The organism is Dactylosporangium sp. NPDC006015 (assembly GCF_040614215.1).
Classification (GTDB): Bacteria; Actinomycetota; Actinomycetes; order Mycobacteriales; family Micromonosporaceae; genus Dactylosporangium; species Dactylosporangium maewongense.
The window spans coordinates 421,675-440,535 of sequence record NZ_JBEXUD010000004.1 but is presented as its reverse complement, the minus strand read 5'-3'; the positions used below and the strand labels follow the sequence as shown (position 1 = coordinate 440,535).

General features: G+C 72.5%; 17 protein-coding genes. 7 read left to right on the top strand and 10 right to left on the bottom strand.

The window, feature by feature from the left end; genetic code table 11:
- Positions 1–4: 4 nt before the first annotated feature.
- Both ABZ321_RS10600 and ABZ321_RS10595 read left to right on the top strand, forming a co-directional pair.
- A complete protein-coding gene (locus tag ABZ321_RS10600) occupies positions 5–352 on the top strand; it encodes a hypothetical protein (protein ID WP_344505021.1) in 348 nt (115 codons plus the stop codon).
- Positions 349–1,338 carry an alpha/beta fold hydrolase gene (locus ABZ321_RS10595; RefSeq protein WP_354890783.1) on the top strand — a complete coding sequence of 330 codons (990 nt, stop codon included), beginning with the start codon at positions 349–351 and terminating at the stop codon, positions 1,336–1,338. The genes ABZ321_RS10600 and ABZ321_RS10595 overlap by 4 nt, the downstream gene beginning before the upstream one ends.
- Here the strand turns inward: ABZ321_RS10595 and ABZ321_RS10590 are convergent.
- On the bottom strand, positions 1,332–1,916 hold the full coding sequence (locus ABZ321_RS10590; protein ID WP_344505019.1) for an XRE family transcriptional regulator: 585 nt from the start codon (positions 1,914–1,916) through the stop codon (positions 1,332–1,334). The two genes, ABZ321_RS10595 and ABZ321_RS10590, sit on opposite strands and share 7 nt — an antisense overlap.
- 66 nt (positions 1,917–1,982) lie before the next feature.
- Between ABZ321_RS10590 and ABZ321_RS10585 the strand changes: the two genes are divergently transcribed.
- Entirely contained in the window at positions 1,983–2,588 is a 606-nt protein-coding gene (locus ABZ321_RS10585; protein ID WP_354890782.1) for a class I SAM-dependent methyltransferase, read from the top strand.
- Between the two features lie 41 nt (positions 2,589–2,629).
- Here the strand turns inward: ABZ321_RS10585 and ABZ321_RS10580 are convergent, their stop codons facing one another.
- Positions 2,630–3,199: a DUF1349 domain-containing protein gene (locus ABZ321_RS10580; protein ID WP_344505017.1), complete on the bottom strand. Its 570-nt coding sequence runs from the start codon at positions 3,197–3,199 to the stop codon at positions 2,630–2,632.
- 110 nt (positions 3,200–3,309) lie between these two features.
- Between ABZ321_RS10580 and ABZ321_RS10575 the strand changes: the two genes are divergently transcribed.
- The gene (locus ABZ321_RS10575) at positions 3,310–4,002 is read left to right on the top strand and encodes a type 1 glutamine amidotransferase domain-containing protein (protein WP_344505016.1); all 693 of its coding nucleotides are present in this window, start codon (positions 3,310–3,312) and stop codon (positions 4,000–4,002) included.
- Between the two features lie 34 nt (positions 4,003–4,036).
- Here the strand turns inward: ABZ321_RS10575 and ABZ321_RS10570 are convergent, their stop codons facing one another.
- The 7 genes from ABZ321_RS10570 to ABZ321_RS10540 form a co-directional block, all read right to left on the bottom strand.
- Positions 4,037–5,212 (bottom strand): MFS transporter, encoded by a 1,176-nt coding sequence (locus ABZ321_RS10570; RefSeq protein ID WP_354890781.1) that lies wholly within the window; start codon positions 5,210–5,212, stop codon positions 4,037–4,039.
- Between the two features lie 62 nt (positions 5,213–5,274).
- A complete protein-coding gene (locus ABZ321_RS10565; RefSeq protein ID WP_354890780.1) occupies positions 5,275–6,513 on the bottom strand; it encodes a type III PLP-dependent enzyme in 1,239 nt (412 codons plus the stop codon).
- Positions 6,514–6,677: 164 nt separating this feature from the next.
- Entirely contained in the window at positions 6,678–9,446 is a 2,769-nt protein-coding gene (locus ABZ321_RS10560; RefSeq protein ID WP_354890779.1) for an EAL domain-containing protein, read from the bottom strand.
- 116 nt (positions 9,447–9,562) lie between these two features.
- On the bottom strand, positions 9,563–10,969 hold the full coding sequence (locus tag ABZ321_RS10555) for an ROK family protein (RefSeq protein ID WP_344505011.1): 1,407 nt from the start codon (positions 10,967–10,969) through the stop codon (positions 9,563–9,565).
- 100 nt (positions 10,970–11,069) lie between these two features.
- Positions 11,070–12,329, bottom strand: a complete 1,260-nt coding sequence (locus tag ABZ321_RS10550) for an ABC transporter permease (RefSeq protein ID WP_344505010.1) — start codon at positions 12,327–12,329, stop codon at positions 11,070–11,072.
- Positions 12,326–13,099, bottom strand: a complete 774-nt coding sequence (locus tag ABZ321_RS10545; RefSeq protein WP_344505009.1) for an ATP-binding cassette domain-containing protein — start codon at positions 13,097–13,099, stop codon at positions 12,326–12,328. The genes ABZ321_RS10550 and ABZ321_RS10545 overlap by 4 nt, the downstream gene beginning before the upstream one ends.
- A 99-nt stretch (positions 13,100–13,198) precedes the next feature.
- Complete coding sequence (locus ABZ321_RS10540; protein WP_344505008.1) at positions 13,199–14,296, bottom strand: substrate-binding domain-containing protein; 1,098 nt, start codon at positions 14,294–14,296, stop codon at positions 13,199–13,201.
- 304 nt (positions 14,297–14,600) lie between these two features.
- Between ABZ321_RS10540 and ABZ321_RS10535 the strand changes: the two genes are divergently transcribed.
- Positions 14,601–15,575 (top strand): hypothetical protein, encoded by a 975-nt coding sequence (locus ABZ321_RS10535; protein ID WP_354890778.1) that lies wholly within the window; start codon positions 14,601–14,603, stop codon positions 15,573–15,575.
- A 5-nt stretch (positions 15,576–15,580) separates the two neighbouring features.
- Here ABZ321_RS10535 and ABZ321_RS10530 read toward each other — a convergent pair whose 3' ends face one another.
- Positions 15,581–16,453, bottom strand: coding sequence for a L,D-transpeptidase family protein (locus tag ABZ321_RS10530; protein WP_344505006.1), 873 nt, complete (start codon positions 16,451–16,453; stop codon positions 15,581–15,583).
- A gap of 19 nt (positions 16,454–16,472) precedes the next feature.
- Here ABZ321_RS10530 and ABZ321_RS10525 point away from each other — a divergent pair, with 19 nt between their 5' ends.
- Both ABZ321_RS10525 and ABZ321_RS10520 read left to right on the top strand, forming a co-directional pair.
- The gene (locus ABZ321_RS10525) at positions 16,473–17,243 is read left to right on the top strand and encodes a M15 family metallopeptidase (RefSeq protein ID WP_344505005.1); all 771 of its coding nucleotides are present in this window, start codon (positions 16,473–16,475) and stop codon (positions 17,241–17,243) included.
- 91 nt (positions 17,244–17,334) lie between these two features.
- Positions 17,335–18,852: a PQQ-binding-like beta-propeller repeat protein gene (locus ABZ321_RS10520; protein WP_344505004.1), complete on the top strand. Its 1,518-nt coding sequence runs from the start codon at positions 17,335–17,337 to the stop codon at positions 18,850–18,852.
- Positions 18,853–18,861 lie beyond the last annotated feature (9 nt).

Here is an 18,861-nt window from a genome sequence, read left to right as displayed (position 1 = left end):
GGGCATGAGCGTCGTGTCCATGACCGAAGCCGCACTCACCATCGAGCTCACCGCCGCCGAGAAGGTCGCCGGACTCCGCGGCGACGTGACCATCCCGCTGACCGCGATCACCGCCGTCGAGGTCGTGCCGGACGCCCTCGCCGCCGGGCGCGGGCTGCGCGCCCCGGGCCTGGCGGTGCCCGGCCTGCGGAAGATCGGCACGTGGCGCACGTGGGACGGCGCCGAGTTCGTCGTCGCCGGCCGTGGCCAGGCCGGGGTGCGGCTCACGCTGACCGGCCACCGGCTCGCCTCGGTGCTGCTCGGCGACGACGACGCCGAGTCCCTGGCCGAGCGGATTCGGGCCGCCCGATGACCACCCCCGTGCGCGAGGTCGAGCTGCGCCTCCCCGGTGCGGACCGGGACCTCGCGGGCGCGCTGATCCTGCCCGGCGGTGCCGGGCCGTTCCCCGCGGCGGTGCTGGTCAGCGGATCAGGGCCGGTCGACCGCGACTCGAACGCCCCGAGGCTGGCGATCGACTCCACCCGGCAGCTGGCGCACGCCCTGGCCCGGGCCGGCATCGCGACGCTGCGCTACGACAAGCGCGGCGTGGGCGGGAGCCGGCTGCTGCGCGACGGCACCGTCGAGGGCAAGGACGGCTGGATGCGGGCCGGGCTGTTCGACAACGCCGACGACCTGGTCGCCGCGTCCACCGCACTCGCGGAGCGCCCCGACACCGACGCCGGCCGGCTGTTCCTCGTCGGGCACAGCGAGGGCGCGACCCTGGTGACCATCGCCGCCGCCCGGATGTCAGACGCGCCGGCCGGACCGCGCCCGGCCGCGGTGGTGCTGCTGGCCGGCGCCGCCCGGCCCGGCGACGCCGTGCTGCGCTGGCAGGCGGGCATGCTCGCCCCCACGCTGCCGGCGCCGGTCCGGGGCCTGCTCAAACTGCTGCGCACCGACCTGGTCCGCCAGGTCAGCCGCAACCACGACAAGATCCGCGCCACCGGCACCGACATCGCGCGCATCGGCGGCGCGAAGATCAACGCGAAGTGGTTCCGCGAGTACCTCGACCACGACCCGCGCGACGACCTGGCCCGGCTGCGGATGCCCGTCCTCGCCGTCACCGGCACCAAGGACCTGCAGGTCGACCCCGCGGACCTGGCCGCGATCGCCGAGCTCGTGCCCGGCCCGGTGCAGACCTGGGCCGCACCGGACGTCACCCACCTGCTGCGCACCCAGCCCGGCGCGCCGTCGCTGCGCGCCTACAAGGAAGAGGTCCGCCGTCCGGTCGACCCCGCCGTCCTCGACCGCGTCACCGGCTGGCTGGCCGACCAGGGCGTGGCCGCGGACACTCATTGACCGCCGGGGCGGGGAGACAGGTGGGCGCGCTCACCCTGGGGGCCGAACATCGTGAGCAGCTCCGCGGGGTGGGGGCCGGCGCTGCCGATCCAGTGCGGGGTGCGGGTGTCGAACTCGGCGGCCTCGCCCGGGCCGAGCCGCAGGTCCTGCGTGCCGAGCACGAGCCGGACGTGGCCGTTGAGGACGTAGAACCACTCGTGCCCGTCGTGGGTCTGGAGCTTCACGGTGCGGGAGCGGCTCGCCGGTGGATAGATCACCTTGTACGTCTGGACGCCACCGGGGCGGTTGGTCAGGGGGATCACCGTCATGCCCGAGCGGCGGACGGGGCGCAGGTGGATGCGGGGGTCACCGGTGGGCGGCGCGGCGACCAGGTCGTCGAGCGGGACACCGTGGGCGCGGGCGAGGGGCAGCAGTTGCTCGAGGGTGGGGCGGAGCTTGCCGGTCTCCAGCCGGGACAGGGTGCTCGCGGTCAGGCCGGTCTCGGCGGCCAGGCCGGCGAGGGTGGCGTTGCGGGAGCGGCGCAGCGCGCGCAGGCGCGGCCCGACCCCGGCGAGCACGTCGTCCTCGGCACCACCCATGCCACCAGCATGCGGATCCGCAACAAGACTTGCAACCAGGCAACGGGCGCCGCGACGCTGGACGGCATGAGCGAGGCCGAACACTTCTGGGACGAGCACTACCGCACGCACAGCGCGCCCGGGCAGCGGGCCAACCCGCTGCTCGTCGAGACCGCCGGGGAGCGCACCCCCGGCACCGCGCTGGACCTCGGCTGCGGGGCCGGCGGTGACACGTTCTGGCTCGCGCGGCACGGCTGGCGGGTCACCGCCGTCGACGTCTCCGGCACCGCCGTCGAGCGGATCCGGGCCCGCGCCGGCGACCTCGACGTGACCGCCGAGCGGCACGACCTGGCGACCAGCTTCCCGGGCGGGACGTTCGACCTGATCTCCGCGCAGTACCTGCAGACCCCGCTCCCGCTGGACCGCGCCCGGGTGCTGCGGACCGCGGCGGCGGCGCTGCGCCCCGGCGGGCTGCTGCTGGTCGTCGACCACGGCTCGATCGCGCCCTGGTCGTGGAAACAGGACCCGGCCACGCGGTTCCCCACACCGGACGAGGTCGCCGCCGACCTGGCGCTCGACCCGGCACGATGGGTCAAGCGCCGGGCCGACATGCCGCAGCGCGTGGCGACCGGCCCCGGCGGGCAGACCGCCACCGTCACCGACAACGTCCTGCTGATCGAACGGACCGGGTAGCTACAAGACGCGCCGGTACATCGCGAAGTCGCCTTCGGGCGTCACTCGAGGTTGTCCCGCGACATCGGCGGGCCGATCCGCAGGTCGCGGAACGTCGCCTCGAGGCCGGCGCCCTCCGGCGAGCAGCACATGACGCCGACGTCCACCGTCTCGGGCAGGTCGAGGTGGCCGAGGCGCAGCAGCTGCCACGGCCCGTCGCCGGCGCGGCAGTGGACGGTCAGCGCGCTGCCGAAGCGGCTCACCCGCACGGCGGTCTCGGCCGCGGTGCCGGCGACCGGCGCCATCGACACGTCGGAGCACCCGCGGGTGAACACGGTGCCGACGTGCAGGGCGCCCGACGTGAGCTCCACACCGGTCTTCAACCAGGTGCGCTCGTCGGCGCGGACCATCATGCCGGCCTGGTCGAAGCGGGTCGTGTGCCGCGCGGACACCCGCACCTCGGCGGTGAAGTCGCCGGACACCGGCCGGTGGAAGAAGTGCCCGTTGTCGGTGGTCCAGCCGTAGAACGTCTCCCGCCAGAAGTCGGTGCGGGGGCCGGTGACGGCGCGCAGGACACCGTCCTCGACCGACCAGCTCGGCGGCTCGTGCAGCCAGGTCATGGTGTCCAGCACAGTGACGATCTTAACCGTCCTCCTGCCGCGGGCGGGGCCCGTGAGCCGACGGCGAGGAGTCATCCCTTGAGGTGGTCGCCGGGGCGCCGGGAACGGGGACGATTCAGGGCATGGGGAAGATCCTGTTCGTGATGACCGGGGCGAGCTACTGGACGCTCAGGGACGGCACCAGGCACCCGACCGGCTACTGGGCCGAGGAGTTCACGGCGCCGTACGCCGCGCTCACCGGCGCCGGGCACGAGATCGTCGTGGCGACGCCCGGCGGGGTCGTGCCGCACGTGGACGTGATGAGCCTGCGGCCGGCGATGGCCGGCGGCGAGCAGGTCGCCCTGGAGCAGGAGGGCGTGATCCGCGGCGCAGGGGAGCTGCGGCGGCCGGTCGCGCTCGCCACCGCCCGCCTCGAGGACTACGACGCGGTGTACTACCCCGGCGGGCACGGGCCGATGGAGGACCTGTGGCAGGACGCCGACTCGGGACGGCTGCTGACCGCCGCCCTCGCCGCCGGCATGCCCCTCGCCGTGGTCTGCCACGCGCCGGTCGCCCTGCTCGCCACCCGGCGCGACGGGGTGTCGCCGTTCGCCGGGTACCGCGTCACGGCGTACACCAACGACGAGGAGGAAGCCGTCGGGCTGGCGAGCCGGGCGAGGTGGCTGGCCGAGGACGAGCTCGTCGCCATGGGCGTCGAGTTCAGCCGGGGCGAGGTCTGGAAGCCGTACACGGTCGTCGACCGCAACCTGTACACCGGCCAGAACCCCGCCTCGGCGGGACCGCTCGCGCGGCAGCTGCTCAGCGGCCTTTCCTGAGCGGGACGGACGCCGGCGGCGCCGCGGCGGCCGCTCAGCGGGCCGTCCTGAACCGGACGAACGCCGACAGCGCCGCCGCCGCGAGGGTCGCCGCCGCCACGCCGCTGGTGAGGCCGATCGCCGGGGCGGCGACCAGCGCCGGCAGCAGCCGCACCGCGACCGCCCCGCCGAGCGCCCGGGTCGAGGCGCTCCACGCGAGGACCGTCGTCACCGTGCCCGGGGCGGCGTCGCGGGCGATGCGGGCGTCCATGCCGCCCTCGAACGCCGTCATCGACAGCCCCGACAGGAACTGCGCGAAGAACAGCCCGAGCAGGTGCGCCGGGGCGAGCAGCCAGCCGGCGAGCATGCCGACGCCCCACAGCGGCCAGGTGACCTGGATCGGCAGCCGGAGCCGGTCGACGAGCGAGACCGCCGACGACGACAACAGGCAGCCGGCGCTGAACGCGATCGCCGCGCCCGCCACCGCCGTGTGACCGTGCAGCTCGCTGGCGAGGGCCACGGACAGCAGGGTGGGCCCGGCCGCGAGGAGTGTGACGAACCCGCCACCGGTGAGGACCGGCCACGGCAGCCGGGGGCGGCGCCGCCGGACCCGGGTCCTGGCCGGGCCAGGTCCGGCGTCGGCGCCGGCGTCGACGCCCGCCGAGTCGCGGACGCGCGCTCTGCGTGCGGTGAGGATCGTGGGGACGAGGCTCAGCCCGTACACGAGAAACACCGCCAGCTGGAAATGCCCCCGCAGCGGCAGCAGCGCCGCGACGCCGGCCCCCGCGGCCTCGACGGCGGCGATCGACAGCGCGTAGCGGGTCATCGCCTGCGGCCGGGCGTCGACGGCGGCGACCTCGGCCCGCATCGCGGCGAACCCGGCGTAGGCGGCGATGTGCATGACGACGATGCCCGCCGCGACGAGCTTGCCGTCCCAGCCGGCGAGCAGCGCGGCGAGCGTCGCCACCCGCAGCACGCCCTCGGTCCCGCCGGCGAGCAGCAGCAGCGTGCGCCCGTGCAGGTGCCGGGCGAGCCGGCCGGTGACGGGCGCGGACAGCACGACGCCGATGAGCATGGCGGCGTTGAACAGCCCGGCGAGGGCGAGCCCGCCGCGGTCCACGGCGACGAGGTTGAAGACGGTCCAGCCCAGCGACAGGCCGAACGAGTCGACGAGCCCGGACACCATCAGCTCGCGCAGCCGCCCGGCGCGCCGGCGCCCGCCGGGGGTCACACTGCGATGGCGGGACGGGCGCGTGGGCCGGTGCGTCCGCGGGGGCGCAACGGCCGTGGCCATCAGCTGCCGCCCACCCGGGCACCGGGCAGGTGCACCGGCACCCGGGACGGGGCGACGCCGCCGACGAAGACGGGCTCCGGCGGTGGGAAGCCGTTGAAGTTGGAGGCGTAGCTCAGCGTGTACGCCCCGGCGGAGCCGATGTAGAGCTGGTCGCCGACGTCGATCGTGGACGGCAGGTTGACACCGTAGAACATCGTGTCGGAGCTGTCGCAGGACGGGCCGGTGACGGTGAACGGCAGGTGCGGCACGAGCGCGTGGTCGGTGCGCGACGTCCACAGCGGGAACCGCCACTGCTGCACCGTCTGCTGCGTCTCCATCATGCCGTGGTAGGCGCCGATGTCGAGGTACAGCCAGTTCTCCCCGGCCCGGACCTCGCGGCCCAGCACCGAGGACACCATGACGGAGCTCTCCGCGACCAGGTGCCGGCCGGGCTCCGCGGCGAGGACCGGCGGCCGGTACGGCAGCAGCTCGTCGAGGGCCGGCACGATCGCGTCGGCGATCTGGGTCAGCGACGGCACCCGCTCGACGTAGCGGGCCGGGAAGCCGCCGCCGAGGTCGAGCATCTCCAGGTGGACGCCGTCGGTGGCGAGGGCCGCCATCAGCCGGCCGGCGGCCGCGATCGCCTGCCGCCACGCGCTGGTGGTCGCGCACTGCGAGCCGACGTGGAACGTGACGCCGTACGGCCGCAGGCCCAGCTCCCGCGCGAGCAGCAGCAGCGCCCGGGCCTCGTGCGCCTCCGCGCCGAACTTCCGCGACAGCGGGAAGCTGCTGGTTGAGTCGTCGACGCGCAGCCGGATGTAGACGGCGGCGCCGGGCGCGAGCTGGGCGAGCTTGTGCAGCTCCCCCTCGGAGTCGAAGCTGAAGCGCCACAGGCCGGCCTTGCGGGCCTCGACGATCGCGGCGGGCGGCTTGATCGGGTTGCTGTACAGGACCTCGGCGGGGTCGACGCCGATCTCCTGCAGCATCCGCAGCTCACCGATGGAGGCGACCTCGAAGCCGGCGCCGAGCGAGGCGAGCGTGCCGAGGATGTCGGTGCTGGGGTTGCACTTCATCGCGTAGAACGTGGACACGCCCGGGATCGCGGCGGCGAACGCGGTGTACCGGTCCGCGACGGTGTCCAGGTCGACCGCCAGGAACGGCGTGGGCACGTCGAGATCCGCCAGGGCCCGCGGCCCGAGGGCGGCCGGCCAGTGGCCGGGCAGGTCCAGACGCGCCTGGTCGGTGATGGCAGCCGTCATCAATGAGCTCCTTCTCGTGATGCCTGGTGATCGCACGTCGGGGCGCGGCGGCTCGCGCCTCGCCCCACGGTGAGATCGGCATGCGCCGGCGGTTCCTGGACATGAGTGGCGTTGCTGGACGGGGGCGAACCCCACGCGGCCGCACCGGTGCGGCAACCGGGACCTCAGGCGGCGAGGGCGGCCGGGTCGCGCAGCAGGGCGCCGGCCTCGTCCGCCGGGAGCGGGCGGGAGAAGTAGTAGCCCTGGGCGAGGTCGCAGCCCATCCGGCGCAGCGCGAGGAACTGCGCGTACTGCTCGATGCCCTCGGCGACCGTCGCCATCCCCAGGCTCTGCCCGAGCTGCACGATCGTGCGGGCGAGGGCCGCGTCGGGGGTGGCGCCGCCGATGCGCTCGACGAAGGAGCGGTCGATCTTCAGCGTGTCGACGGGGAAGCGGCGCAGGTATGCCAGGGACGAGTAGCCGGTGCCGAAGTCGTCGATGGCGAGCCTGACACCGATCGCCTTGAGGCTGAGCAGGACCGCGAGGTTCTCCTCGGTGTCGGTCATCAGGACGCTCTCGGTCATCTCCAGGCACAGCCGCTCCGGCGGCAGCCCCGTGTCGGCGAGGACGCCGGCGACGATCGCGGGCAGGTCGGTCTGGTCGAACTGGCGGCCGGAGACGTTGACGGCCATCGTCAACACCCGGTCCGGGTCGCCGGCGCCCCACTCGACGCCCTGGCGGCACGCCTCTGCCAGGACCCACTGGCCGAGGGGGCGGATGAGGCCGGTCGACTCGGCGAGCGGGATGAAGTCGGCGGGGGAGATCATGCCCCGGACGGGGTGGTTCCAGCGCACGAGCGCCTCGAAGCCGGTGACGGTGCCGGAGCGCAGCTCGATCGTCGGCTGGTAGTACAGGACGAGCTCGCCGGTGCCTTCAGCGCCTCCAGCGCCTCCCGTGCCTCCCGTGCCCTCCAAGGCGCGGCGCAGGTCGGCGGCGAGCTGCAGCCGGTCGACGAGCCCGGAGTGCATCGCAGGGTCGTAGCGGGCGAAGGTGCCCTCGCCGGCGGCCTTCGCGCGGTACATGGCGAGGTCGGCGTTGCGCATGAGCTGGTCGGCGTCGGCGGCGTCGGGGCCGGTGAGGGCGATGCCGATCGAGCCCCGCACGTGGATTTCCGTATTGTCGATATCGAATTGCAGGTCGAGGGCGTCGATGATGCGGGTGGCGAGGTCGTCGGCGTCATCCGCATTGTCCACCACGTCGATGAGGACCGCGAACTCGTCGCCGCCGAAGCGGGCGACGGTGTCGCCGGGCCGGACCGCGGCGGCGAGCCGGTCGGCGACCTGCACGAGCAGCTGGTCGCCGGCGGCGTGGCCGAGGCTGTCGTTGACCTCCTTGAACCCGTCGAGGTCCAGGAAGAGCACGGCGATGTCGGCGTCGCCGCGGCGGCGCAGCGCGAGCTCGACCCGGTCCTTGAACAGGGCCCGGTTCGCGAGCTTCGTGAGGCCGTCGTGGAACGCCTCGTGGACGAGCTGGTCCTCGAGCTCCTTGCGTTCGGAGATGTCGCGGGAGTTGAGCACGAGACCCTGCACGTTGGCGTCGGCGAGCAGGTTGGTGATGGTGACCTCGGCGAGGCGGAAGTGCCCGTCGGCGTGCCGCATCGGGATCTCCACGACCCGGCTGGCGTACGGGGTGTCGGCGACCGCGCCGAACGCCTCCTCGAGGCGGGCGCGGGCCTCGTCGGGCAGGAAACCGGTGAGCCGCTGCCCGGCGACGTGCTCGCGGTCGTAGCCGAAGACACGGGTGATCGACTCGGACTGGTAGGTGATGGTGCCGTCGACGGCGACGACGGTGACGACGTCGGAGCTGTGCTGCACGAGCGCCTGGAAGCGCTGCTCGCTGGCGCGCAGCTCGGCGGTGCGGGCCTCGACCCGGTCCTCCAGGTCGCGGGTCAGGTTGCGGTTCTCCAGCAGGGTGAGCAGCTGGCGGCCGACGATGAGCAGGATGATCGCGGACCGTGACCAGGACACGACCGGGTCGTGCGCGCCGTGCCTGAGCACCTCGAACGTGCTGGTGCACAGGGCGCCGAGGACCGCGATGTAGGGCAGCATGACGCCGAGCGGGCGGGTCAGCGCGTCGGAGTCACCGGCCGCGTGCTCGAGGTCCGGTTTGCGGGACGCGACGAGGATCAGCACGAACCCGACGAACCAGCCGAGGTCGAGCACGGCGCCGGAGCCGTAGTTGTCGATGAGCGTCAGGTACGCGTAGCCGCTGTCGGACACCGTGAACGCGGCCAGCCCGGTCCCGACCAGCGGCAGCGACATGGGCCGGTGCCCGCCGGCACGCAGCCGGGCGAGCATGAACAGCACCACGGTGAGCACGACGACGTCGCCGCCCGGGTACCAGAGGGTGACCAGCAGCGCGAGGAAGCTGTCGGCGCCCTGCCGGGCGAGCGGGCCCAGGATCAGGATCCAGGTGATGAGCAGCAGCGACGCGGCGATCATGAGCCCGTCGAGGATGCTGCGGGCCTGCTGGGCGACGCTCTGCCGGCTCATCGGCAGCACGAGCAGCCCGGCCGCGGTGAACGGCATCATCCAGAAGTAGCCGGCGTCCGCGAGGGACGGGAACGGCACCTCGGTGCCCTGGATCGTCTCGTACCAGATGCAGAACATCTGCCCGACGCCCCAGGAGAACGCGCCGAGCCCGGTCAGCGCCCACGACCAGCGCACCCGGCGCGCGACTGGGCGCTGGGCCTTGCCCAGCGCCTTCGTCAGGCACCCCCACGCGGCGGCGAGCGCGGCGGCGAAGAGCGCGACGTTGGACGTGTTCTGGGCGACGATGGGCCCGCCGGCGCCGGTGACGAGCGCGACGAACAGCAGGGCGGTGACGGCGGCGGCGGTCCCGCACAGGATCGCGTACCCACGCGTCGGGACGACGTGCCGCAGCCTGCCCAGCAATGTCGCCTCCCGTCGCGGTTCCAGTCCAGCGCCGGAAAGATCGGGTGACGGGCAGGAGAGCTGAGGCGTCGCGGGGCCCGGCAACCGCACCGCACCCGGAATTACGGAATTGCTGGTTACGCGAAATCGAGGGGGTCGGCGAAGAGCGGCTCGAACGCGAGCTCGGCGGCGCCGAGCAGGGCGGCGTCCTCGCCGAGCACCGGGGTCCGCAGCCGGACGTGCTCGCGGCAGGCGGGCAGCGCGTTGCGGTTGAGGCGGCTGCGCACCTGTGCGGCGGATGCGAGGTACACCTCCCGCAGCGTGCCTCCGAAGATCACCATCTCCGGGTTGAAGATGTTGACGAGGTTCGCCACGCCGAAGCCGAGCCAGTCGCCGACCTGCCGGACCGCCGCCTGCGCCGAGGCGTCGCCCCGCCCGGCCGCGTCGACGACGGCGAGGATGCCGTCGCGCCCGGACGACGGGTTGCGGCCGGCGGCGGCGAGCAGCGCGTGCTCGCCGATCTCGGTCTCCCAGCAGCCGTGGGAGCCGCAGCTGCACGGCTTGCCGGCCGGGTTGACGACCATGTGCCCGACCTCGCCGCCGTAGCCGCCGTGGCCGGTGACGGGGCGCCCGGCGGCGATGATGCCGCCGCCGACGCCGGCGTCGCCGTAGAGGTAGACGACGTTGTCGCAGCCGACGGCGGCGCCGCGGGCGTGCTCGGCGAGCGCGGCGAGGTCGGCGTTGTTGCGCACCTGCACCAGCGCCCGGGTCGGCGCCGGCTCGGGACCGTCCGGCTCGCCGAGGTCCTCGTCGGTGTCGTCGGCGGCGTCGGTCCCGCCGGGTCGCCCGGGCCGCGCGGATTGCGCGGACCGGGTCAGCGCGCCGGACGGGTCGACCAGGTCGTGGGCCTGCGGCGTGCGCTGCGCGGGCACGATGCCCGCCGGGGCGGTGCGCACGCCGGTGGCGGGGAACAGGTCGACGCCGGTGCTGATGATGACGTCGGCGAGGGCCTCGCCGAGCGGCTGGTCGACCCAGCCGAGCTCGGGGCCGAGCCGGACGAACCCGTCCTCGCGGCGCACCATGGCGGAGACCGCCGCGGCGCTGCCGACGAGCCTCGCCCCCGGCGGGGCGGCCTTCTGCATCTGCCGGACGAAGTCGGCGATCGGCGCGACGACCTGGGCGGCGCTGCGGTCGCCGCGTTGCCGGACGGCGGCGTGCCGGTCGAGCACGACCCCGCCGAGCCCGACGCGGGCGGCGACGATCCGGTCGACCTCGACGGCGAACGCGAACACGTACACGTGCTCCGACTCGGGCCGCACGACCAGGGAGGGCCGGCCGGCGCGGCCGCGCTGCTCGCGGGGGACGCCCTCGCTGACGAGCCCGGCCGCCGCGAGGTCGGCGGTGAGCGCGCCGATCGTGCTGCGGTTGAGTCCCAGGCTCGTGGTCAGGTCGGCGCGGGACATGGCGCCGTGGAGGTGCACGGATCGCAGGAGAGCACCGAGGTTGCTCCTGCGGATCTCCTCCTGGCTGGGGCCGACGCGCATGCTCGACTTTCTCGTTGATGGCTGCCGCTAACCGTACGGCCGTCCCGCTGGCCGGACCAGAGCCGTTCTGGCAGCTGTTCCGACCGGCGGGACGGCGCGGCTATCTCAGCCCGGCTGATGCGGCCCGGCGGCGGGACAGGGCGTCGATGCCGGCGGCGGCGAGCAGCACGACACCGGTGACGATGAACTTCTGCCCGGCGCTGTACTGCATGAGGCCCATGCCGTTCTCGATGACGGCGACGACCGCGCCGCCGAGGACGGCGTCCAGGACCCGGCCCTTTCCGCCGAAGAGGCTGGTGCCGCCGATGACGGCGGCGCCGACGGCGTAGAGCAGCACGTTGCTGCCGCCGGTGTTGGGGTCGACGGACGCCTGCCGGGACGCGGCGATGATGCCGCCGACGGCGGCCATGCCGGAGCAGATGACGAAGACGGAGATGCGGATCGCGTCGACGTTGATGCCGGCCCGGCGGGCCGCCTCCTTGTTGCCGCCGACCGCGTACAGGTGCCGGCCGTAGGCGGTGCGGCTGAGCACGAACGTCCAGATCACCAGCAGGATGCCGATGAGCAGGACGACCATCGGCACGCCCTTCTGCGAGAACAGGATGTTGCGGCCGCGTTCGAGGTTGAGCACGTAGACGCCGACGCCCATGAGCGCGGCGATCGAGCCGACGCGCAGCGCGATCACCGACATCGGCTCGACGGCGAGCCCGCGGCGGGCGCGGCTGGTGCGCTTCCACAGCTGCAGCGCGGTCAGGGCGACGATCGTCACGCCGTACAGGATCCAGCCCTGCAACGGGGTGAACCGGCCGTCAAAGTTGATCATCTTGATGGTCGGGTCGTCGACCGAGATGATCGTGCCGCCCTTGATGAGCAGCAGCACCGCGCCCTGGAAGGCGAGGAACGCGGCCAGGGTCACCACGAACGACGGGATGCCGATCTTCGACACCAGCAGGCCGATGACGAGGCCGATGGCGACCCCGGTCACGACGGCGCCGAGGATCGCCACGTACCAGGGGAACCCGTGCGTGGTGAGCAGGGTCGCCAGGACCGCGGCGCAGACGCCGCTGGCGTACCCCGCGGACAGGTCGATCTCGCCGAGCAGCAGCACGAACACCAGGCCCATGGCGATGACCGTGACGGCGGCACCCTGGGAGAGCAGGTTGGCGAAGTTCGCGGCGCTGAAGAACACGGGCCGGGCGACCGAGAAGATGATCGTGAGCGCGATCAGGCCGAGGATGGCCGGCAGCGCGCCCATGTCGCCGCCGCGGACCTTCGCCAGGTACGTGCGCACGTAGAGGCCGAGGGTCGCCGGCTGGCCGTCGGTCGACTTCTCCTCCGGCGGCACGGTGGACACGGTCATGCCGTCGCTCCGTTCTTGCGCAGGCCGAGGTCGCCGCTGCGACCGGCGGTGATGAGCTCCACGACCTGGGAGTGGGTCACGTCGGTCGCGCTCACCTGGGCACACATCTGGCCGAGGTACAGGGCGGCGATGCGGTCGGCGACCGCGAACACGTCGTTCATGTTGTGCGAGATGAGCACGACGGCGAGGCCGTTGTCGGCGAGGCGCCGCACCAGCTCGAGGACCTGGGCGGTCTGCGCGACGCCGAGCGCGGCGGTCGGCTCGTCGAGCACGACGAGGCGGTTGTTCCACAGCACGGCCTTGGCGATCGCGACCGTCTGCCGCTGGCCGCCGGACAGGCTCGACACGTGCTGGCGGACCGACTTGACGGTGCGCACCGACAGCCCCGCGAGGGTCTCCGCGGCGCGCTGCTCCATCGTGATGTCGTCCAGGACGATGCCGCTCTTGATCTCGCGGCCGAGGAACATGTTCTGGACGATGTCGAGGTTGTCGCAGAGCGCGAGGTCCTGGTAGACGATCTCGACCCCGAGCGCGGCGGCGTCGCGCGGCCCGTGGACGCTGACCGGCTTGCCGTCGAACAGGTACTCGCCCGAGTCGATCGAGTAGATCCCGCCGAGGCACTTGACCAGGGTGGACTTTCCGGCGCCGTTGTCGCCGACGAGGGCGGTGACCTGGCCCGCGTACGCGGAGAAGTCCACGTCACGCAGGACCTGGACCGGTCCGAAGCTCTTGTTGAGCCCACGGACCTCCAGCAGAGGTGTGTCGGTCACGATGCTCCTTCTTGCATGTCCGACGACGGGTGGTGACGGCAGCGCGCAGGCCCGGTGTCCGCGCGGGGGGAACGCGGACACCGGGCCGGTCGGCTGGTGTTACTTGATGCCCGCCGTGGCGCACTTGGCGGCGAAGTCGCCGGTGCACAGCTCGGCGACCGTGACATAGCCGTCGTCGACGACGTCCTTCACGTTGTCCTTCGTGATCGACTTCGGGGTCAGCAGGACGGCGTCGACCTCACGCTTGCCCTCGGGGTCGGTCACCTTCTGCGAGGTGGCGCCCTTCTCACCCTTGGCCAGGCCGATGGCGAGCTTGGCGGCGGCGTCGGCCTCCTGCTTGACGGCCTTGTAGACGGTCATGCACTGGTCACCGTTGAGGATGTTCTGCAGGCCCTGGACGGTCGCGTCCTGGCCGGTCACCGGGACCTTGCCGTTGAGCTTCTGCTTCTTGAGGATGTTGATCGCGGCGTTGCCGAGGCCGTCGTTGGCGGCCAGGACGCCCGCGATGTTCGGCGTCGAGGTCAGCATCTGCTCGAAGACCGTGCCGGCGGTGGTGTTGTCCCACTCCGCGACCCACTGGTCCGGGCCCTTCACGTACTCGGCGCTGTCGTACTTGGCCTTGAGCACGCCGTCGTAGCCCTGCTTGAACAGGGTCGCGTTGTTGTCGGTCTGGGAGCCGTTGAGCTCGGCGATGACCGGCTTGGTGGCCTTCGCGTCGGTGAGGCACTTGACGAGGCCCTCACCCTGCAGCTTGCCGACCGCGACGTTGTCGAAGCTGACGTAGTACGCCGCCGAGCCGCCCAGCGTGAGCCGGTCGTAGTCGATGGTGGCGACGCCGGCGGCCTTGGCCTTGTCCAGCACGGCCTTGCCGGTGCCGGAGTCCAGGTTGACGATCATGAGGACGTTGACGCCGCCCGTGATCATCTGCTCGGCGATGGTCTGGAACGCGGCCTTGTCGTTCTGCGCGTTCTGGATGTCGTAGTCGACGCCGGCGGTCTTGAACGCCGCCTCGAGGTATTTGCGGTCCGCGGTCTCCCAGCGGGCCGAGGACTTGCTGTCAGGCAGGATCACGCCGATCTTCGGCTTCTTGGCGTTGCCGCCGCTGCCGGGATCGGCGGCCTTGTCGTCGCCGCAGGCGGTGAGACCGCCGGTGGCGAGGACGCCGACCGCCAACAGGGAGAGGATCCCTCTGCGCATTGCACGGGTCCTTTCGGATATGCGCCTCAGGGCGCTGGGGGGGTTTCGGGGGCGGGGGGCACCGTCGGGGTGTCTTCGGGACGACGGTGATTGTTGTGTCCGGCAACGTATTCCTCCGCGACCGGTGGGCACAAGTCCACCGCGATTTCGAAAATGTTGTTGGCGGTAACAATTGCGCAACGCCGACGCAACCGCTCCCGCCGGCATGATCATCGCCGGATTCGGTTGCCAACTGGTTGCGTAGAACGTGAAACCTGAGCGTTGTTTCCGCTTCGCTCCATTCGCCGTGGCTATCCTCGAGATCATGATCACTCCGCCGTTCGCGCCGGAGATCCTTGCCGAGTTCCCGGAGCTGACCGCGCTCGGCCGGACCGCGACCCGACTGCACCCGCGCCGTGCCACCTCCGGCGTGCCCGGTGCCGGTTCCGGTGCCGGTTCTGGTGCCGGTTCTGGTGCCGGTTTTTGGGGGCCGGGCGCCGCTTCCCGCGCGGCAGGTGCCCCCTTCGGCGTGGCCGACGCCGGCGCGCCGCACGCCGCCCGGGTGCCCGATGCCGCCGTCCACCCGCCCAGGGCGGGGGACAGCCACGTCGGCGGCCCCCTGGCGTGGCCGGCCGACGAGCCGTGGCCGCTGTGCACGCACGAGCTGCGCGACGGCCGCCCGCACGCCAGGCCGAACCCGCTGGTCCCGCTCGCCCAGCTGTGGGCGTCGGACGTCCCCGACCTGCCCCGCACCGACCCGCACGGCGACACCTTCGACGTCCTGCAGGTCCTGTGGTGCCCGGTCGAGCACCTGCGCGACACCGCCGGCCCCGCAGTGCAGATCCGCCGCCGGCGCGCCGCCGACCTGCCCACCGACCTGCTGACCGACCCGCCACAGGGCGACGTCCAGCACGCCGGCTGGCTGCCGACGCCGTGCCTGCTGCACCCGGAGCAGGTCACCGACTACCCGTGCGCCGACGCGCTGCCGCCGGCCGTCCGCGACCGCATGCCGCCGGGTGTCGCGGCCGGGTTCGTCGCGCCCGGCTGGAAGGTCGGCGGCTACCCGCGCCGCCCCGGCGGGTTCCCGTGCCCGCACTGCGGCACGCCCAGCGACCTGCTCCTGGTCATCTCCGATCACGAGTACGACGACGAGTCGTTCCACTGGATCCCCCTCGAGGAGCAGGACCTGGACTGGTCCGCCCCCGACGGCGACGCGCACCAGCGCCCGACGGGCCTGCGTCTCACCACCGACGTGCACCTGTTCACCTGCCCCGGCTGCGGCGCCACCCACGTGAGCTGACCGGTTCAGTACCGCGACAGCTGGCCGGTCGGCGACAGCACGATCCGCGGGTTCGCCGCCGGGTTCAGCCACCGCAGCAGCGCCACCAGGTCACCGGTGGGCAGCGCGACGCAGCCGAGCGTCGGGTTGCCGTTGGTGACGTGCAGGAAGATGCCGGACCCGCGGCCCGGCGTCGCCGGCATGTTGTAGCGGATCACCGCGAAGTGGTTGTACTGCGGGCTGATCTGCCACAGCGGCTCGCTCGGCCCGCCGGGGTTCGCCCCGTGGTGGAACGTGTTGTAGCCGGGGGAGTCGCTGTTCTCGTCCCACCAGTCGTCCTGCACCACCCGGTGGTAGGTGTACTTCACGCCGGGGTTGGCGGAGATGCCGTACATGGTCCCGTCGAAGCCGAACACGCCGGTCGGGGTCGTCTTGTCGCCCTCGTGCTTGGCGCCGCTGAACCCGTTGGCGCCGATCTTCGCGGTCATCGCCGGCAGCGCCGGCTGCCACGCCCCGCCGGTCTTCGCGTAGGCCTGCAGGCTCGCCGTGGTCGCGGACGCGCTCGCCGCCTGCACGATCACGACCTGTGTCGTGCCGGACGGCAGCGTCCTGAGCCGCGACGCGTCGTTCGCCGCGACCGCCGCCGCGGCGGTCTTCGACGGCGACGGCTTCTTCGACGCGGAGGCCGACGCGGACGGTGACGCCGGTACCGACGGTGACGCCGCCACCGGTGTCGTCTCGGCCTCCAGGGGCGGCGCGGCGGCCTCCGACGCGGACGGGCTCGACTCCGGCTGCGCGGATCGGGAGGGCTTCCCGCCGCACGCCGTGAGCACCAGCAGCAGCGTGGCGAGCGTGAGCAGGGCCTGTGGGGCGCGTCGTCTGCGCTGGTCAACCGGCACGACACATAGTATCGGCCGCATGCGCAACCGTTCCCGCACCCGCCCGGTCGCCGCCGTCCTGAAGTTGACGCTGGCGTCGGCGCTGGTCCTGCCCGTGCTCGCGGGTTGCGGGGGCGGCTCCGGGGGCACCGCCGCGAGCGGGTCGCCGCCGTCACGGGCCGTCGCGGCGAGCCCGTCGACCGCGTCGCCGAGCGCCGCGTCGCCGAGCGCCGCCGGTACACCCGCCTTCGTCGGCACGGTCGAGGTGCTGTCCGCCGAGGCGCGGCAGCGGATGACCGGCGTGTCGTGGCGGCCCGGCTGCCCTGTCGGCCTCGACGACCTGCGGCTGCTGCGGCTGTCCTACGTCGGCTTCGACGGCACCGCCAGGGTCGGTGAGCTGGTCGTGCACCGCGCCATCGCCGACGCGGTCGTGCGGGTCTTCGGCAGGCTCTACGCGGCGCGGTTCCCGATCCGCAGCATGCAGACGATCGAGGCGTACGGCGGCAGCGACGACGCGTCCATGGCCGCGGACAACACGTCGGCGTTCAACTGCCGCAACGTCCCGAACACCACGCACTGGTCCAACCACGCGTACGGCCGCGCGATCGACGTCAACACCGTGGAGAACCCGTACCTGCCGGGGAAGCAGATCATGCCGTCCGCCGGCAAGGACTACCTGGACCGGCGTAATGTCAGACCCGGCATGATCGTGGCCGGTGACGTGGTCGTGACCGCGTTCAAGGCGGAGGGGTTCGCCTGGGGAGGCGCCTGGAAAACCGGCGTGGATTACCAGCATTTCGAAAAACCGTAATGGGGTGCCGCGCGGGGTGAGGCCGGTGGCACGGATCCCATAGCGCCGTTCGGGGGAGCCGCGGGTGGCGGTCGATCGACATACTGGCGCAATGTCACGTACGGCGGCCTTCCGCCTCTCCATCGCTGCTGCCCTGGCCCTGGTCGTCGGTGGGGTCGCCACCGCCGCGTACGCGCTGCGCGACACCGCCTCCGAGACCCCGGACGTGACCGCGACCGGGGCGCCCGCCGAGCCGGCGTCCCCGTCACCGGCGAAACCGGCGTTCACCGGCTGGTCGGACCCCGCGATGGTCGGCAAGCCGTACGGGACGAAGGTGCAGGGCCTGCTGACGTTCCGCGGCAACCCGACCCGCACCTACTACGGGCAGGGCCCGGTGCCGCGGGAGATGCCGGTGCGCAAGTGGCAGTTCCCGAAGACCGGCGGGTTGTGCCGCATGTCGGAGGACAAGGGCAAGACGACGCAGTGGTGCGGCAACGGCTGGACCGGCCAGCCCGCCGTGTTCGAGAAGGACGGCCGGACGTGGGTGGTGTTCGGCGCGTACGACGGCGCCATCCACTTCCTGGACGCCGCCACCGGCGAGCGGATCATCCCGGACTTCCAGACCGGCGACATCATCAAGGGCACCGTCACCATGGACCCCGACGGTTTCCCGCTGCTGTACTCCGGCTCCCGCGACAACTACTACCGGGTCATCGCCCTGGACCGGGGCAAGCCGACCGAGCTGTGGAAGCTGTCGGCGAACGCGGTGAAGCCGACGATGTGGAACGACGACTGGGACGGCTCCGGCCTGATCATCGACGACTACCTGTTCGAGGGCGGCGAGAACAGCCAGTTCCACATCGTGAAGCTCAACCGCGGCTACGACGCCAACGGCAAGGTGACCGTCGACCCGAAGCTGGTGTTCAACACCCCCGGCTGGGACCAGCAGCTGCTGAAGGACTTCGGCGACACCAACGTCTCCATCGAGAACTCCGTCGCGATCTACAAGGACGTCGTGTACTTCGCGAACTCGGGCGGGCTCGTGCAGGGCTGGGACATCAGCGGCCTGAAGGCCGGCAAGACCCCGACCCGCGTGTTCCGGTTCTGGACCGGTGACGACACCGACGCCTCGATCGTCATCGACGAGGACGGTTTCCTGTACGTCGGCTCGGAGTACGAGAAGGGCAACGCCCGCTCCAAGCAGGTCGGGCAGATGCTGAAGCTCGACCCGTCGAAGCCCGACAATCCCGTCGTCTGGTCGGTCAAGGACCAGGGCAGCAAGCCCGCCGGCATCTGGGGCACACCGGCGCTGTTCAAGGACATCGCCATCTTCGACACGACCGGTGGCGACGTCATGGGCCTGGACCGCGCCACCGGCGCCGTGCGGTGGAAGTTCCACGTCCCCGGCAACGAGACCTGGCAGTCCCCGGTCGTCGTCGACGACACCCTGTTCATCGGCGACTGCTCCGGCGTCATGCACGCCTACGACGTGAAGGACACCAACGCCCAGCCGACGCTGCTGTGGGAGCTGAAGATCGGCGGCTGCATCGAGTCGACCCCCGCCGTCTGGAAGGGCGCCATGTACTTCGGCACCCGGGCCGGCGCCATCCACTCCTTGTCGGTCTCCTGACCCAGTATC

Excerpts from the sequence above, each read along its gene's own strand:
- ABZ321_RS10585 (WP_354890782.1), top strand. The coding sequence starts at position 1,983 with ATGAGCGAGGCCGAACACTTCTGGGACGAGCACTACCGCACGCACAGC.
- ABZ321_RS10565 (WP_354890780.1), bottom strand. The coding sequence starts at position 6,513 with ATGACGGCTGCCATCACCGACCAGGCGCGTCTGGACCTGCCCGGCCAC.
- ABZ321_RS10555 (WP_344505011.1), bottom strand. The coding sequence starts at position 10,969 with ATGCGCGTCGGCCCCAGCCAGGAGGAGATCCGCAGGAGCAACCTCGGT.
- ABZ321_RS10550 (WP_344505010.1), bottom strand. The coding sequence starts at position 12,329 with ATGACCGTGTCCACCGTGCCGCCGGAGGAGAAGTCGACCGACGGCCAG.
- ABZ321_RS10600 (WP_344505021.1), top strand. The coding sequence starts at position 5 with ATGAGCGTCGTGTCCATGACCGAAGCCGCACTCACCATCGAGCTCACC.
- ABZ321_RS10525 (WP_344505005.1), top strand. The coding sequence starts at position 16,473 with ATGCGCAACCGTTCCCGCACCCGCCCGGTCGCCGCCGTCCTGAAGTTG.
- ABZ321_RS10535 (WP_354890778.1), top strand. The coding sequence starts at position 14,601 with ATGATCACTCCGCCGTTCGCGCCGGAGATCCTTGCCGAGTTCCCGGAG.
- ABZ321_RS10575 (WP_344505016.1), top strand. The coding sequence starts at position 3,310 with ATGGGGAAGATCCTGTTCGTGATGACCGGGGCGAGCTACTGGACGCTC.
- ABZ321_RS10595 (WP_354890783.1), top strand. The coding sequence starts at position 349 with ATGACCACCCCCGTGCGCGAGGTCGAGCTGCGCCTCCCCGGTGCGGAC.
- ABZ321_RS10540 (WP_344505008.1), bottom strand. The coding sequence starts at position 14,296 with ATGCGCAGAGGGATCCTCTCCCTGTTGGCGGTCGGCGTCCTCGCCACC.
- ABZ321_RS10590 (WP_344505019.1), bottom strand. The coding sequence starts at position 1,916 with ATGGGTGGTGCCGAGGACGACGTGCTCGCCGGGGTCGGGCCGCGCCTG.
- ABZ321_RS10520 (WP_344505004.1), top strand. The coding sequence starts at position 17,335 with ATGTCACGTACGGCGGCCTTCCGCCTCTCCATCGCTGCTGCCCTGGCC.